The following is a 13,803-nucleotide window of genomic DNA, read 5'->3' on the forward strand; positions in this document are numbered from 1 at the left end:
TTGACCTCTGCATACGAGCGCTACCTAAAGCCCAGCTGATATGCGCAGGAGGCTATGGTGACGGCACCTATCGAGGATTACGCCCTTATCGGAGATTGCGAGACCGCGGCACTCGTGTCCAGAAACGGCTCGATCGACTGGTTGTGCTTTCCGCGTTTCGACTCTCCCGCCTGCTTCGCCGCCCTGCTCGGCACTCAGGATAATGGTTTCTGGTCGCTCTCGCCCTCGGGCGGTAAATACCGCGTCTCGCGCCGCTACCGCGAAGACACGCTCATTCTCGAAACAGAGTTTCAGACCGAGACCGGCACCGCCCTTCTCACCGACTTCATGCCGCTGCGCGATGGAGCGAGCGATCTGATGCGCATCGTCGAGGGCAAGAGCGGCACTGTCGCCTTCGATATGGAGCTCAATCTTCGCTTCGATTACGGGCGAACCGTTCCCTGGGTCACGCATGGCGAAGACGGCGGCATCACTGCCATTGCCGGGCCCGATAGGCTGACGCTGAACTGCGCCGTGCCGCTCGAAGGCCGCGGGTTGAGCACGGTCGGCTCCTTCCAGGTCGCGGCTGGCGAGCAGCAGATCTTCACGCTCACCTGGTCCCCCTCGCATCTGCCGCCGCCGGCCCAGCGGCAGCTGGAATATGCACTGCCGGACACGGAGGAATTCTGGTTATCCTTTGCCGCGAAATGCCCCAAGGTTGGCAAGTGGACGGATCAGGTGAAGCGTTCCCTCATCACGCTGAAGGCGCTGACCTACATGCCGACAGGCGGCATCGTCGCGGCCGCCACGACCTCCCTGCCCGAAAAGATCGGCGGCCCGCGCAACTGGGACTACCGCTATTGCTGGCTGCGCGACGCGACGCTGACCCTGCTCGCCCTGATGAAGCTCGGCTATTACGAAGAGGCTCAAGCCTGGCGCCGCTGGCTGCTGCGGGCCGTCGCTGGCGCGCCGGCACAGATGCAGATCATGTATGGCGTCGCCGGCGAGCGCAACCTGCTGGAATGGCAGGTGCCCTGGCTGCAGGGCTACGAGGGCTCGGCGCCGGTGCGCATCGGCAACGCCGCCGCCGAACAGGTGCAGCTCGATGTCTATGGCGAGGTGGCGGATGCCATGCTGCAGGCCCGCAAGGGCGGCCTGCCGTCGCATCCGCGCGAGCGCGAACTGGCCAAGGCCATTCTGCCCTTTCTGAAAAAGGTCTGGGTCGAGCCCGATGAGGGCATATGGGAGGTGCGCGGCCAGCGCCAGCATTTCACCTATTCCAAGGTCATGGCCTGGGTGGCCTTCGACCGCGCCGTCCAGATTGCCGAGGCCGACGGCGAGCCCGAACGCGCCGCCCGCTGGCGCGCGCTCGCCGATCGCATCCATGCCGAGGTCTGCGAAAAGGCGTTCAATGCCGAGCTCGGCTGCTTTACCCAGGCATACGGCTCCAGGGCGATGGATGCCAGCCTGCTGCATCTCGGCATGGTCGGCTTCATTGCGCCTGACGATCCGCGCTATGTCGCGACCGTCGAGGCGGTGGAGCGCAAGCTGCTGCGCGATGGCCTGCTGCTGCGCTACGAGACACAGGAAGTGGATGACGGCCTGCCGCCAGGCGAAGGCGCCTTCCTCGCCTGCAGCTTCTGGCTCGTCGACGCCCTCAACATGATCGGGCGGCGCGACGATGCGCTGAAGCTGTTCGAACGGCTGCTTGATATCTGCAATGATGTCGGGTTGCTGGCGGAGGAATATGATCCCGCTGCGAAGCGAATGCTGGGGAATTTTCCGCAGGCGTTCAGCCATATCGGGTTGATCAATAGCGCCCTGAACCTGGCGCGGGCGGAAGGGCCGGCGGATCAGCGGTCGGCGTGATGGGTGTGCGGGCCTGGTTGGTGGAAGAGCAGCGGAAGGACGGCTAGCGTAATGGGTGAGTTGGGCGGCGGCGGTTCCTCCTCTCCCTCATTCCTGTGCTTGTCACAGGAATCCAGCCGGCTTGCGTCTGCAAGCCGAGAGGACTCTTTGAAAACGTGTCCGGCATCGGGCATTTTCAAAAGCCTGAGGGTCGTAAGATTCCTCCGCCGCGTGGACACGCGGCTGCTGGATTCCTGTGACAAGCACAGGAATGAGGGAAGTTGGAGTTGCCGTCGGTGCCCAAAGCGAAGTCGACGCTTAAAAGCGAGGGTGGAGCCCTTAAGAGACACCCCCACTATTCCAAAATCCGAACGATTCATTCGTTTCCCTTTTGTACTCTCAACCCCTTCCATTTCACGATGACAACAGCCATATTCCGCGCATGGCAAAATCTCCGAAGAAATCTCCCGCCTCGACCGGTTTCGAGGAAGCCCCCCAATCGTCATTCGAAGGCGCCCCGCTCAGCGGCAGCGTCTCCGATTGGGTGAAGCAGCTCGAGGCGGATGCCGAGCAGGCTGGCGTCGAGAGCCAGCGCGAAATCGCCTCCAAGGCGGGCAAGCACCGCAAGAAGGTGGAGAACGAGGCGCGCAAGCATACGGAGGCCGTCAGCGTCAACAAGAAGGCCACCGTCAGCAAGACGGCGCGTGGCGTTTCCATCGGTGGGTCAAGCGATCCGAAGACGCGTGCGGCGGCCGGTCTCAACCCCGTTGCCGGCTTGGATATTTCCCTTGAGGATGCCGGCAGTCTCGCCAACGGCGGCGTCACGGCTACCGTCGAAGCGCTGTCGGCGCTGATCGAGAGCGGCAATCCGCTGCACAAGAACGGCAAGATCTGGACGCCGCACCGCCCTGCCCGGCCGGACAAATCCGAAGGCGGCATCGCCATCCGCATGTCCTCCGAATACAGCCCCGCCGGCGACCAGCCGACGGCGATCCGCGATCTCGTGGGCGGGCTGGAGACCGGCGAGCGCAGCCAGGTTCTGCTCGGCGTCACCGGCTCGGGCAAGACCTTCACCATGGCCAAGGTGATCGAGGAAACGCAGCGTCCGGCCCTGATCCTCGCGCCGAACAAGACGCTGGCCGCCCAGCTCTATTCCGAATTCAAGAATTTCTTCCCCGATAATGCGGTGGAATATTTCGTTTCCTACTACGATTACTACCAGCCGGAAGCCTATGTGCCGCGCTCCGACACCTATATCGAGAAGGAAAGCTCCATCAACGAGCAGATCGACCGCATGCGCCACTCGGCGACGCGCTCGCTGCTCGAACGCGACGATTGTATCATCGTCGCCTCCGTCTCCTGCATCTACGGTATCGGCTCGGTCGAAACCTATACGGCCATGACCTTCCAGATGAATGTCGGCGATAGGCTGGACCAGCGCCAGCTGCTGGCCGACCTCGTTGCCCAGCAATACAAGCGCCGCGACATGGATTTCCAGCGCGGTTCCTTCCGCGTGCGTGGCGACACCATCGAAATCTTCCCGGCCCACCTTGAAGATGCCGCCTGGCGCATCTCCATGTTCGGCGACGAGATCGACTCCATCACCGAATTCGACCCGCTGACGGGCCAGAAGACTGGCGACTTGAAATCGGTCAAGATCTACGCCAATTCGCACTATGTGACGCCGCGCCCGACCCTGAATGCCGCGATCAAATCCATCAAGGAAGAGCTGAAGGGCCGCCTGGTGGAGCTGGAAAAGGCCGGCCGCCTGCTGGAGGCCCAGCGCCTGGAGCAGCGTACCCGCTACGATGTCGAAATGCTGGAGGCCACCGGCTCCTGCCAAGGCATCGAGAACTATTCGCGCTACCTGACAGGCCGCGACCCCGGCGACCCGCCGCCGACGCTCTTCGAATATGTGCCTGACAATGCCATCGTCTTCATCGACGAAAGCCATGTCACGGTGCCGCAGATCGGCGGCATGTATCGGGGCGACTTCAGGCGCAAGGCGACGCTGGCCGAATATGGCTTCCGCCTGCCCTCCTGCATGGATAACCGCCCGCTGCGCTTCGAGGAATGGGACGCCATGCGCCCGGATACGATCGCCGTGTCCGCCACGCCAGGCAACTGGGAAATGGAACAGGCCGGCGGCGTCTTTGCCGAACAGGTCATCCGCCCGACCGGCCTCATCGATCCGCCCGTCGAAGTGCGCTCCGCCCGCAGCCAGGTGGACGACGTGCTCGGCGAAATCCGCGAGACGGCGGCCAAGGGCTACCGCACGCTGTGCACCGTGCTGACCAAGCGCATGGCCGAGGACCTGACCGAATACCTGCATGAACAGGGCGTGCGCGTGCGCTACATGCACTCGGATATCGACACGCTGGAGCGCATCGAGATCATCCGCGACCTGCGCCTCGGCGCGTTCGACGTGCTCGTCGGCATCAACCTGCTGCGCGAAGGCTTGGATATTCCCGAATGCGGCTTCGTCGCCATTCTCGATGCCGACAAGGAAGGCTTCCTGCGCTCCGAGACCTCGCTGGTGCAGACGATCGGCCGCGCCGCGCGTAACGTCGACGGCAAGGTCATCCTCTATGCCGATAACATCACCGGCTCCATGCAGCGTGCCATGGACGAGACCACCCGCCGTCGCGAAAAGCAGATGGCCTATAATGAGGCGCACGGCATCACGCCCGAAAGCGTCAAGGCCAAGATCTCCGATATCCTCGACTCTGTCTACGAGCGTGACCACGTGCGCGCCGATATCTCCGGCGCCTCCGGCAAGGGCTTCGCCGATGGCGGCAACCTCGTGGGCAACAATCTGCAGACCCATCTCAACGCGCTGGAAAAGAGCATGCGCGACGCCGCCGCCGACCTCGACTTCGAAAAGGCCGCCCGCCTGCGCGACGAAATCAAACGCCTCAAAGCCGTCGAACTCGCCGCCATGGACGACCCGCTGGCCCGCGAGGAAGCCAAGTCGATGGAAGGCATCCGCCGCAACGCCAAGGCCACCAGCGAGTCCCTTCCCTCGAAGGGAGAGAAATCAAACGGCAGGGCGGATGAGAATGCCACGCCCTCCTATTTCGCCAAGCCGGAACTGGACGACATGGGCGGCCGCAACGCCAACGGCAAGACCCTTTTCCGCCGCAACACGCTGGATGAGATGACCGTGGGCCGGACGGAAAAGCCGGTGACGGGGCATGTGCCGGAGAAGCCGGATGCGGCCAAGGGTACGCAGCGGTTTTCACCGTTGCTGGAGGGCCAGCAGGAGCGCGATGATGTGCGGCCGCTGGTGCGCGGGAAGACGGGTGTCGGGAGCTATGAGGATCCGGGCGAGCAGAAACGCAAAAGCCGGACGAAGGGCAAGACGGGGCGGCCGGGGCGGTAGAATGTCCGCACGCGTGCGACTCTACCTCAGCCGAAAGTATTTCGCCAAGTAGCTTCGTTACGCCGCCAAATTTTCGCTTGCGTATTTGACAAAGGCACAACTACAATGTGTAAAAACTGATGTAGTTGGGAGGTTCAATGCTGGAGCGAGGTTCGGTATGGCGTCGCTGGGATTTGCACGTTCACACGCCCGAAACGGCAATGGAAGATCGTTTCGATACCTGGGATGACTACCTAGCCGCGATCGAAGCAAACCCAGATGTGCGCGTTCTCGGCGTTACCGATTACTTGCTTCTTGATAATTACGCGACGCTAAAACAGTTCCGCGACGGTGGAAGAATCCAAAACATTGATTTCATTCTTCCAAATATCGAATTTCGCCTAGCTCCGCCGACCGATAAAGATACACCTGTAAATATCCATTTATTAGTATCGCCTGACGATCCGAAACATATCACAGAAATTAATAACGCCCTCGCTAGACTTCATTGGGGGTACAACAAGCACCTCTATTCGTGCACACCTGACCAATTAGCTGAACTTGGACAGGCAATAGATCCAAGTTTGCGGGATCAACGGGCTGCACGAAATAAGGGAGTTGAGCAATTCAAAATCGATTTCAGCAAGTTTCGGGACTGGTATCAACAAGAGACTTGGTTACGAGCGCATTCGCTGGTCGCAGTGTCAGGAAACAAGGACGGCCTTTCCGGTTTTCTTACAGGGGGTGGCTGGGCGGCAATGCGAGAAGAAATCACAAGGCTCAGCGATGTTATCTTCTCTGGCCGGCCTGGCGAAATTGACTTTTGGCTTGGCCGTGGCCAACCCAAAGAAAAGATCGAGACCATGATGAAGCTGGGTGGTCCAAAACCTTGTATTCATGGATCAGATGCACATGAGATAAAATCACTCTTCAAACCTGATAATGATCGGTTCTGCTGGATTAAGGCCGACACTAACTTTGAAGGCCTAAAGCAGATTATTCTGGAGCCAGGTGAGCGTGTATTTATCGGTCCAACTCCTCCCGTGTATCACGATGAGGCCCGCGTAATCGACAAGGTTACACTGAAGAGTGGCGGGGAATGGTTCGCAAGCGATCCAATTCCTTTGAATGCGGGCTTGGTATCCATAATTGGACAAAAGGGTTCAGGGAAATCCGCCCTCGCGGAATTAATCGCTTTTGCCGCCGGAAGCTGGGAGTCGGGAGAAGGGAGCTTCATCCGTCGCGCAGGTGCACACCTCGATGATCTGGTCATCGAACTTCAATGGGCGGACGGATCAGAAATTGTTGCGCCCCTCAGCGAGTCTCCTCCGGATAACGGAAGAGTTAGATTCTTATCGCAAAGATTTGTTGAAAGGCTTTGTGCCGACGATCGTCTTGGCGACGACCTCGTGAGAGAGATCGAAGCGGTGATCTTTGACGCACTCGATCCAACCGACACTTTGAACGCCTCAGATTTTGAGGAACTGCGTCATATTCGAACTGCATCTATGATTGACAACGGCGACCAATTGCGAGGCGAAATCAATCAACTAATCCGCGCTGATATCACACTACGAGCGGCGTTAAATAAGATTCCCGAGAAACTACAGAACAAAGGCAAACTGCTCACTGAGGCCGCTGGCCTAACGGCCCAGATTCCGAAGCCGTCAACCGATGAGGAGGCAGCGACTATTGGCGCGCTTCAAAAGGCTCGGATGGAACTCGGCCGACTGCAGAACTCAGTAGGGGAACTGAAGCAAAAACGGCAACGTATTGTTGATATCCGGGGGAAAGTTCAAGGAATTTCCCGAGAAATCGAACGTTACAAGGATGAATTAACTCCGCTCTTGAGCATAGCAGCAATAGTCGAAGCGGATTGGGAAGCCTTCGTACCAAAATTTCACAATAACTATGAGACCGTTCTAACGCGTAGGGACAGTGAACTTCTTCTCGAAATAGAAAAGCTCGAGGGAGATGAGGTAAATCCAAAGGATGGCACATGCAGCTCCGTTCAGAAGCAGATTGCAGCTCTTTCAGAAAAGGAGTCTGTCGACAAAGCTCGACATGATCGCATCAAGGCTATTCAGACCCGCTTAGCCGCGATCGAGGTTGAAGTTAGGCGAGTCCAGGACGAAATCGATGAAGGACCTGCCATTAGAAATGAGCTAAACAAAGTCCGAGAGCGTCGAGTGAACGCCTATAAAGCATTCTTCGAAAATCTCAGTGATGAACAGAGGGCTTTAGAAAGTTTATATCAACCTGTTCACGACAAGCTTGCCAATCGGGAACATGAGCAAGATTTGCAATTTTCGATCAGATGGGAGATCGATCTAAATGGCTGGCTCGCTCGCGGCGGGATGCTCCTCGATCAAAGAAGAACTTTGCCATATGGCACGATGCAGGAGATTGCTAACGAGGCGCGTCGTTCGTTGCTTCCGGCTTGGATGTCCGGCGATACAGATAAGATCGCGGAGGCGCACGGGCAATTTGTTGAGGCCTTCTCAAGCCTATCTCCGTCGTCCTATTTAAGAACCGGAAGTACTCTCGCTGACCTCTTGTCTTGGCTATACGATGTTGATCAGGTGAAGCTCAGCTATGGCCTGAAATACCGTGGTACAGACCTTGAAAAACTTTCACCTGGTACAAAAGGGATTGTATTGCTCATCCTATATTTAGGGCTGGACGAACGTGATACCCGTCCACTTATAGTCGACCAACCAGACGAAAATCTCGATAATGAATCCATTTTTTCTCTGCTCACCGAGTACTTCAGATCTGCCAAGAAACGACGGCAAATTATCCTGATCACGCACAATCCCAACCTTGTCGTGAACGGTGATTCCGAACAGGTAATTATCGCATCAGCGAAATTCGGCGAAAACGGCCTACCCAGCATCAGCTATTCATCAAGCGCCTTAGAAAACACTCTACCTGATGGCAATGGTATTCGCGAAAGAACCTGCCGAATTCTTGAAGGTGGAACTGATGCGTTCGTGCGAAGGGAGCGGAGATATGCTTTGCTGGCTTGATTACTTAAGCCATAGTACTACCCTTAAAATCTAGGCTCCGTAGTGATTGAACATTAGATATCAGCCTCTCTAAACATAGCCCAAAGATATCCTCTGCCTACACCCGCGACTCTTGCTACACATCCCTTCCTCACGAGAAGGAGCCCACATGCGCCTGCCCACCTTCATCCTCGGCCTTGCTCTGTCGGCGCTCATCGCCTCTCCCGTTCTCGCCGCGACCTACAAAACCCCGAAAGCCCTCCTACAAGCCCTCTACAGCTTCAACACCGACCTCGCCTCAGACGACAGCCCCTCTCCCTATTCAGCTTTCTTCTCCGACCACCTGAACGAGATGCTCCAGACGGATCGCGACAACACGCCTGATGGCGAAGTCGGGGCCATCGATTTCGATCCCGTCATTGCCGGGCAGGATGGCGAGGCGAGCGGCCTGAACATCGGCCAGCCGATCCTGCTGGATGACCGGGCGGAGCTGGAGGTGCAGTTCCGCAATGGCGAAGAGGTGACGCTCTATTACACGCTGGTAAAGGAACACGGCGGCTGGAAGGTGGAGGATATTGCCGACCAGCAGGGCGAAGAGCCGTGGAGCCTCAGTGGGCTGCTCGGCGACGCGCAATAGGCGGCCTTGAGCGCGCGGCATGTCATTGCCGCCAAACCTGCCTTTGGGCGGCAGCACCCTCTGAAACGAGCCGGGTTTATTAGCGCCCGGTCATTGTAATGGCCGGCCCGCGCCCCATATCCCCAGTATGGCGGCATATGGAATAAAACCGCCTTTTGCATCGGTTTACCCGATGCCCTCAAGGGAAGACGCGCTGTCTTCCGACACTCTGCAGAACAGCTTTTTCGCAGCATCCTGAGCAGCATGGCCGCGCCCGCAAGGGCCGGCAAAGAGCAATGTCTCTCATACGCCCAGACACTTAAAAGACCGCGCTGAAAAAGACCTCTGACGCATTCGATGATGAGCCGTGCATATCCCCGCCTGGTATCAGGCGTGGCCGCTTATGAGTCCCTGGCAGGAGCCGGAGGCGCCAATTTCTGGAGAAACTTCGATGTCCCTGATCTTCCCCAATAGAAGCCGCAGTTTCGACGAGGGCCGCGATGGGGTTCGTTTCTCCGGCTATGACGGCATGTTCGAGGTGCGGTTTCTGATCGAGGCGAGCGCGTTGCGCTCCATCGCCCAGACGGGTCGCACGGAGGCCGAATGCCTCAACGCCTTCGATGCGGCGCGCCCCGCCATTCTGGAGGCGGCATCCGGTGTCTACGGCCGCGGCGGCAAGGACCGGTATACGCTGACGGAGAAGGATATCCGCCGCTAAAGCATATCGCGCAAAAGTGTACAGCGGTTTGCGACGACGACATGCGTAAAACGAAGACTTAAAGCGTGGAAAACGAATCCTGGAGATCGCGACACGCTTCAATTTCACGCCCGGGATGAACCGGGCACGGAGATGAGACATGTCAGTCGACAGAAAACATCTGAGCGTGGTGGGCAGACGCCCGCGTGCTCAACCCGAAGACGTCGATCTCGAAACGGCTGTCTACGATGCGCTTGCCCATGCGGGCGATCTCGACCCCAGCTATATTTTCGTGACGGCGCGCGGCAGCGACGTCACGCTCGCCGGCTGGGTTTCCGTCAGCGAGGAAATCTCGCTCGCCGAGCAGGTGACCCTGCGGACACGCGGCGTGCGCAGCGTTCACAACGAGCTGTCGCGGGATCTTTAGCGCACCCATTCGTCTCGGCGCGGCTGCGCGCCGACCTCCGGCAACGCTCGAACGCAGGCCGGAGGCGAGGAGCCCGGCCCCAGCGCCGGGTTCCACGTTGCCGGGCGCAAGCCCAAACCGATTCCCTCACACACGACCGATTGCGATCGGCCCCACACGATCGATGGATAAGCATGCGCAAGAAAATCGACGAGATCACCAGACCGGCCCCTTCCGCCACAGGCCGGCATGCGACTGCCAATGAGAACCGCCCTGCCCGAAGCCCCTCCGCAGGCGAGATGATCGCCGAAGCCGAAACCGCCCGCGCCACGCTGGATGCGGACGGCGATGAGGCGGCTGCAGTGGAAAAGCCCGGTGAAGGCCAGGCAGACAACAACGCGCCGGCGAGCGGCCCGCTCCCGACAATGGAAGAGCTGGAACTGGCCCGTGACGACCACAACAGAAAGATCGCTGGAAGAGAGGCGGATGGGGAGGATTGAGCCGTGCGGGCGCGGCGGTTTCGTTGGGCAAGGCAGGCTCGGAAAGCCCGAACCATGCGCGCCGGCATGGCCGAGCGGCTGCATTTTCTGTAGCGTGAATCGACAAAAACGCCACCGACCAGCCCCGGACAACAAGCAATGCCAGACATCCGCATCGACCCATTCCCCACGCCCGATGAATTCGGCGCTCTCTGGGCCGCCGCCTGGGATGGCGCGCAGGCGCCGGATTTGGCCCGCATCCTGCCGCGCAGCCTTGCCCATCTCGGCGCCTACCACGAGGGCCGGCTGATCGGATTCGTCAATGTCGCCTGGGATGGCGGCATCCACGCCTTCATCCTCGATACTTCAGTGCATCCGGATCTGCGCCGGCAGGGTATTGCGACCGCGCTGGTGATGGAGGCGGTGCGGATTGCCCGGGAGCGCGGGGCCGAATGTCTGCATGTCGATTTCGAGCCGCATCTGACCGGCTTTTACCGCGCCTGCGGCTTCCGGCCGACGGAGGCCGGGCTGATCCGGCTTTAAGACAGCAGAGGCCGGTAGCCGCCGCCAGGCTCGCGCCGGGTCAGGAAGAAATGCAGGAGATTGGCATAGCCGCGCGCATCATCGATGGCGCGGTGCGTGTGAGGCACATTGCCTAGCCATTCGCGCGGTAGCGGGAAGGCGGTGACCGGCACGGCGAAGAACTGCGAATGAGCCACCGCCGCCAGGGCGGAGAGCACGGGGCGCTACCCGGCAACGCCGATCAATGGCGCAAGTGCTGATCGATCCAAATCCCGACTCAATTCGATACGTCTCCTTTTCCATATCTCTTAAGACGATTGTAACGCGAGATCGCTACAGCCGTAACGAGAAAAAGGAGACCCAGATGCCTATACGTGTACCCAAGAAATTCGCATGGCCGAAAACGCTCAGACTCTATATTCCGGTTCTGCAGGTGCTCGCGACTGTCGTCCTCCTGCTGCCAGTCTACGACCAAATGCCCACCATCACCTTCCCGCAGCATTTGTCGCAACAGATCGCGTTGGCCGCAGTTGTGCTGACTTTCGCGATAAGCGTCGTGGATTGGTGGACTGATGCCAGGAAAGCCGACAGGGCCGACGAAGAGCGGCAGGCACTGGAGCGCAGGCTTGAAGGGCTTGAAGCACGTGTAACAGCTGTCGAGCCGCCTCGACCGGAAGCTCCAGCAGTCCTTGACAGCAACCAGCCAATTCTGATCGACGTTGCCGCCACGCCCGTCTTGCCTCCGTTGTTGGACAAGCCCAAGCCGGTGAACACCGACGCAGCAGTCCCGCAACCCATCCACGCCACGGAAGAAGACGCGACGAAAGCGTAGGCAACGACCTTAACTCCGCCTATGCCCTCGGAAGCAACGGTTATGTGCGCCATGTGTGCGGCCCATATTGCCACTGATCTTTTCATGGGGGGCGGTGCGGATTGCCCGGGAGCGCGGGGCCGAATGGCTGCATGTCGATTTCGAGCCGCATCTGATGGCTTTTACCGCGCCTGCGGCTTCAGGCCGACGGAGGCCGGCCTGGTACAGCTGACCTAGACCTGGGCTACGACAGAAGCGGCCGGTAGCCGCCGCCGGGCTCGCGCCGGGTCAGGAAGAAATGCAGCAGGTTGGCATAGCCGCGCGCATCGTCGATGGCGCGATGCGTGTGGGGCACATTGCCCAGCCATTCGCGCGGATAATGGGCGATATCGCATTCCCACGGCTTGCGGCCCGTCGCACCCGCCACCAGCGACAGGATGCAGAGCGGCGGATGGCGAAACAGGCGATCGGCAATCCACGGCCCCTGGAACAGCGGCCGGCCGCTGAACCGCTTCAGGTAGTGATCGAGCCAGGGACCATCGAGCGCCACGGGATGAGCGGCAAAGATCGGCTCCGCCTTGAAGGCTTTCACCCAGGCGATGAAGCGGGCCATGACCTCGGCAGCCGGCTCGGGGTTTTCAGTCGCTGCCGCAAAGGCTTGCGGATGGGCCTGCCAGAAGGCCGTCGTCACGGGGTCGCGCCCGGCACCCTCGAGCGGCTGCAGCACGGCTTCGAACTCGCCGAGAGCCTGGCCGGTCTCGGAAACGGCGACGGAGGCGAAGGACAGCATCGAATGCGTACCCGGTATCGGGCCGTCGAATTCGCAATCGGTGACGATGTAGATATGCGGCACGCGGGTTCTGCTCCCAGGTCAGCTTCGGTGTTGGGAGCAGCATAGCTGGATATTTTCGGGTTGCCATGGGTGGTTTGGGGTGATCGGCGTCGATTGAGGCCTTGACGCCTCTCTCTCCTCCGTCATTCCTGTGCTTGTCACAGGAATCCGGCCGGCTTGCGTCTGCAAGCCGAAAAGACTCTTGAAAAACAGCGCCGAGACAGTCCACTCTTCAACCATGAAGGGCTACGTCTACATCCTCGCGTCTAAGAGAAACGGCACGCTGTACACCGGCGTGACGAGTGATCTTCCAGGCCGGCTATACGAGCATCAAAACGAGCTGACGCCGGGTTTTACCTCTCGATACGGCGTCAAGACGCTCGTTTGGTTCGAGGAGTATGATCTCGTCACGACCGCGATCACCCGCGAGAAGACAATCAAGAAATGGCCACGTCAGTGGAAGCTCAATCTCATCGAGGAGAATAATCCGGAATGGGAGGATATTTCCTGGCATTTGATGGGATTATGAGATCGCCGCACCGATAAGAGTCCTTTCGGCTTGCGGACGCAAGCCGGCTGGATTCCTGTGACAAGCACAGGAATGACAGAGGAGAGGATTGCTCGCGCGCCACCCATCAGCTCCGCTGCGACTACCATCCTGGCAAACCACCCCCACGAGAAAACTCCCGGCCACCCATGATGACCAGGCATCCTCGACCCGCGCCGTGTCAGGCGATGGGGATCAATTATTGTGGGCCGCGCAGGCTTCGTCCGTCGGGGTGGCGTTGCTGGTGCCGCCCTGGGTCTGCAACTTGCCGGGGCCGGTGCCGCTGCTGCTGGCGGCTCCGCCGGGGCAGTCGGGTCTCTTCATCTTCATGGCGCTGCCGGCCTTCGTGCTGCCGGTGGTCGTCTTGTCCATCACCGGCTTCTTGGTATGCGTCGTGCCGGCGCCGCCGCCGGAATCGACGGTGCTCTTGTCCATCGTGTGGGCCGTCGGGGCCGGGTTGGACTGGGCGAAGGCGGATGTGGCCATGCCGAGGGCAAGCAGCGACGCTGCGACAATTTTCATGCGCATTGGTCTTCTCCTGAGAGCATTCGGTTGCTGATCTCTAGGGAACCGCGCGTGGCCGAGATTGTTCCCGGCAATTTTCACCTGCCGCGCTCCCTTCCCCTTTTCAATCTCCGAGCGTGCGCCATCTTAAGCTTCAATCGGTTCGGCCGGTGACCGCTTCATTCGAAACGGC

At 59.6% G+C, this 13,803-nt stretch carries 13 protein-coding genes and 1 pseudogene; 11 read left to right on the forward strand and 3 right to left on the reverse strand.

Features of this window, described 5'->3' with window-relative positions:
- The first annotated feature begins 57 nt into the window (after positions 1-57).
- The 8 genes from AB8B33_RS10495 to AB8B33_RS10530 all read left to right on the forward strand — a co-directional run bounded on the left by AB8B33_RS10495 (position 58) and on the right by AB8B33_RS10530 (position 10,937).
- A complete protein-coding gene (locus tag AB8B33_RS10495; RefSeq protein WP_439015314.1) occupies positions 58-1,848 on the forward strand; it encodes a glycoside hydrolase family 15 protein in 1,791 nt (596 codons plus the stop codon).
- A 421-nt stretch (positions 1,849-2,269) separates the two neighbouring features.
- Positions 2,270-5,209, forward strand: a complete 2,940-nt coding sequence (gene uvrB, locus AB8B33_RS10500) for an excinuclease ABC subunit UvrB (RefSeq protein WP_439015315.1) — start codon at positions 2,270-2,272, stop codon at positions 5,207-5,209.
- Between the two features lie 137 nt (positions 5,210-5,346).
- The gene (locus tag AB8B33_RS10505; RefSeq protein ID WP_439015316.1) at positions 5,347-8,217 is read left to right on the forward strand and encodes a TrlF family AAA-like ATPase; all 2,871 of its coding nucleotides are present in this window, start codon (positions 5,347-5,349) and stop codon (positions 8,215-8,217) included.
- A 148-nt stretch (positions 8,218-8,365) separates the two neighbouring features.
- Positions 8,366-8,833: a DUF3828 domain-containing protein gene (locus tag AB8B33_RS10510; RefSeq protein WP_439015317.1), complete on the forward strand. Its 468-nt coding sequence runs from the start codon at positions 8,366-8,368 to the stop codon at positions 8,831-8,833.
- A gap of 430 nt (positions 8,834-9,263) precedes the next feature.
- Positions 9,264-9,530, forward strand: a complete 267-nt coding sequence (locus AB8B33_RS10515; RefSeq protein ID WP_007818474.1) for a DUF1488 domain-containing protein — start codon at positions 9,264-9,266, stop codon at positions 9,528-9,530.
- A 139-nt stretch (positions 9,531-9,669) separates the two neighbouring features.
- Entirely contained in the window at positions 9,670-9,936 is a 267-nt protein-coding gene (locus tag AB8B33_RS10520) for a BON domain-containing protein (protein ID WP_439015318.1), read from the forward strand.
- Positions 9,937-10,109: 173 nt separating this feature from the next.
- Positions 10,110-10,415 carry a hypothetical protein gene (locus AB8B33_RS10525; protein ID WP_439015319.1) on the forward strand — a complete coding sequence of 102 codons (306 nt, stop codon included), beginning with the start codon at positions 10,110-10,112 and terminating at the stop codon, positions 10,413-10,415.
- 138 nt (positions 10,416-10,553) lie between these two features.
- Entirely contained in the window at positions 10,554-10,937 is a 384-nt protein-coding gene (locus AB8B33_RS10530; protein ID WP_439015320.1) for a GNAT family N-acetyltransferase, read from the forward strand.
- Here the strand turns inward: AB8B33_RS10530 and AB8B33_RS10535 are convergent.
- A complete protein-coding gene (locus AB8B33_RS10535) occupies positions 10,934-11,134 on the reverse strand; it encodes a hypothetical protein (protein WP_439015321.1) in 201 nt (66 codons plus the stop codon). The genes AB8B33_RS10530 and AB8B33_RS10535 overlap by 4 nt on opposite strands.
- 26 nt (positions 11,135-11,160) lie before the next feature.
- Here AB8B33_RS10535 and AB8B33_RS10540 point away from each other — a divergent pair, with 26 nt between their 5' ends.
- Positions 11,161-11,748 carry a hypothetical protein gene (locus AB8B33_RS10540; RefSeq protein WP_439015322.1) on the forward strand — a complete coding sequence of 196 codons (588 nt, stop codon included), beginning with the start codon at positions 11,161-11,163 and terminating at the stop codon, positions 11,746-11,748.
- A gap of 91 nt (positions 11,749-11,839) precedes the next feature.
- Positions 11,840-11,964 (forward strand): annotated as a pseudogene (locus AB8B33_RS10545) (GNAT family N-acetyltransferase); the annotation flags it as partial.
- A 7-nt stretch (positions 11,965-11,971) separates the two neighbouring features.
- Here the strand turns inward: AB8B33_RS10545 and AB8B33_RS10550 are convergent.
- Positions 11,972-12,580, reverse strand: coding sequence for an exonuclease domain-containing protein (locus AB8B33_RS10550; protein WP_439015323.1), 609 nt, complete (start codon positions 12,578-12,580; stop codon positions 11,972-11,974).
- Between the two features lie 217 nt (positions 12,581-12,797).
- On the opposite strand from AB8B33_RS10550, the gene AB8B33_RS10555 reads away from it, so the two are divergent.
- A complete protein-coding gene (locus AB8B33_RS10555; RefSeq protein ID WP_439017226.1) occupies positions 12,798-13,088 on the forward strand; it encodes a GIY-YIG nuclease family protein in 291 nt (96 codons plus the stop codon).
- 213 nt (positions 13,089-13,301) lie between these two features.
- Here the strand turns inward: AB8B33_RS10555 and AB8B33_RS10560 are convergent, their stop codons facing one another.
- Positions 13,302-13,634 (reverse strand): hypothetical protein, encoded by a 333-nt coding sequence (locus tag AB8B33_RS10560; RefSeq protein ID WP_007818479.1) that lies wholly within the window; start codon positions 13,632-13,634, stop codon positions 13,302-13,304.
- Positions 13,635-13,803: the final 169 nt, after the last annotated feature.

The organism is Rhizobium sp. 768_B6_N1_8 (assembly GCF_051811225.1).
Lineage (GTDB): Bacteria > Pseudomonadota > Alphaproteobacteria > Rhizobiales > Rhizobiaceae > Rhizobium.

What these genes read in the sequence shown, in the direction of transcription:
- AB8B33_RS10530 (WP_439015320.1), top strand. Translation starts at nt 10,554, where the DNA reads ATGCCAGACATCCGCATCGACCCATTCCCCACGCCCGATGAATTCGGC.
- AB8B33_RS10525 (WP_439015319.1), top strand. Translation starts at nt 10,110, where the DNA reads ATGCGCAAGAAAATCGACGAGATCACCAGACCGGCCCCTTCCGCCACA.
- AB8B33_RS10515 (WP_007818474.1), top strand. Translation starts at nt 9,264, where the DNA reads ATGTCCCTGATCTTCCCCAATAGAAGCCGCAGTTTCGACGAGGGCCGC.
- AB8B33_RS10520 (WP_439015318.1), top strand. Translation starts at nt 9,670, where the DNA reads ATGTCAGTCGACAGAAAACATCTGAGCGTGGTGGGCAGACGCCCGCGT.
- uvrB (WP_439015315.1), top strand. Translation starts at nt 2,270, where the DNA reads ATGGCAAAATCTCCGAAGAAATCTCCCGCCTCGACCGGTTTCGAGGAA.
- AB8B33_RS10510 (WP_439015317.1), top strand. Translation starts at nt 8,366, where the DNA reads ATGCGCCTGCCCACCTTCATCCTCGGCCTTGCTCTGTCGGCGCTCATC.
- AB8B33_RS10560 (WP_007818479.1), bottom strand. Translation starts at nt 13,634, where the DNA reads ATGCGCATGAAAATTGTCGCAGCGTCGCTGCTTGCCCTCGGCATGGCC.
- AB8B33_RS10555 (WP_439017226.1), top strand. Translation starts at nt 12,798, where the DNA reads ATGAAGGGCTACGTCTACATCCTCGCGTCTAAGAGAAACGGCACGCTG.
- AB8B33_RS10505 (WP_439015316.1), top strand. Translation starts at nt 5,347, where the DNA reads ATGCTGGAGCGAGGTTCGGTATGGCGTCGCTGGGATTTGCACGTTCAC.
- AB8B33_RS10540 (WP_439015322.1), top strand. Translation starts at nt 11,161, where the DNA reads ATGGCGCAAGTGCTGATCGATCCAAATCCCGACTCAATTCGATACGTC.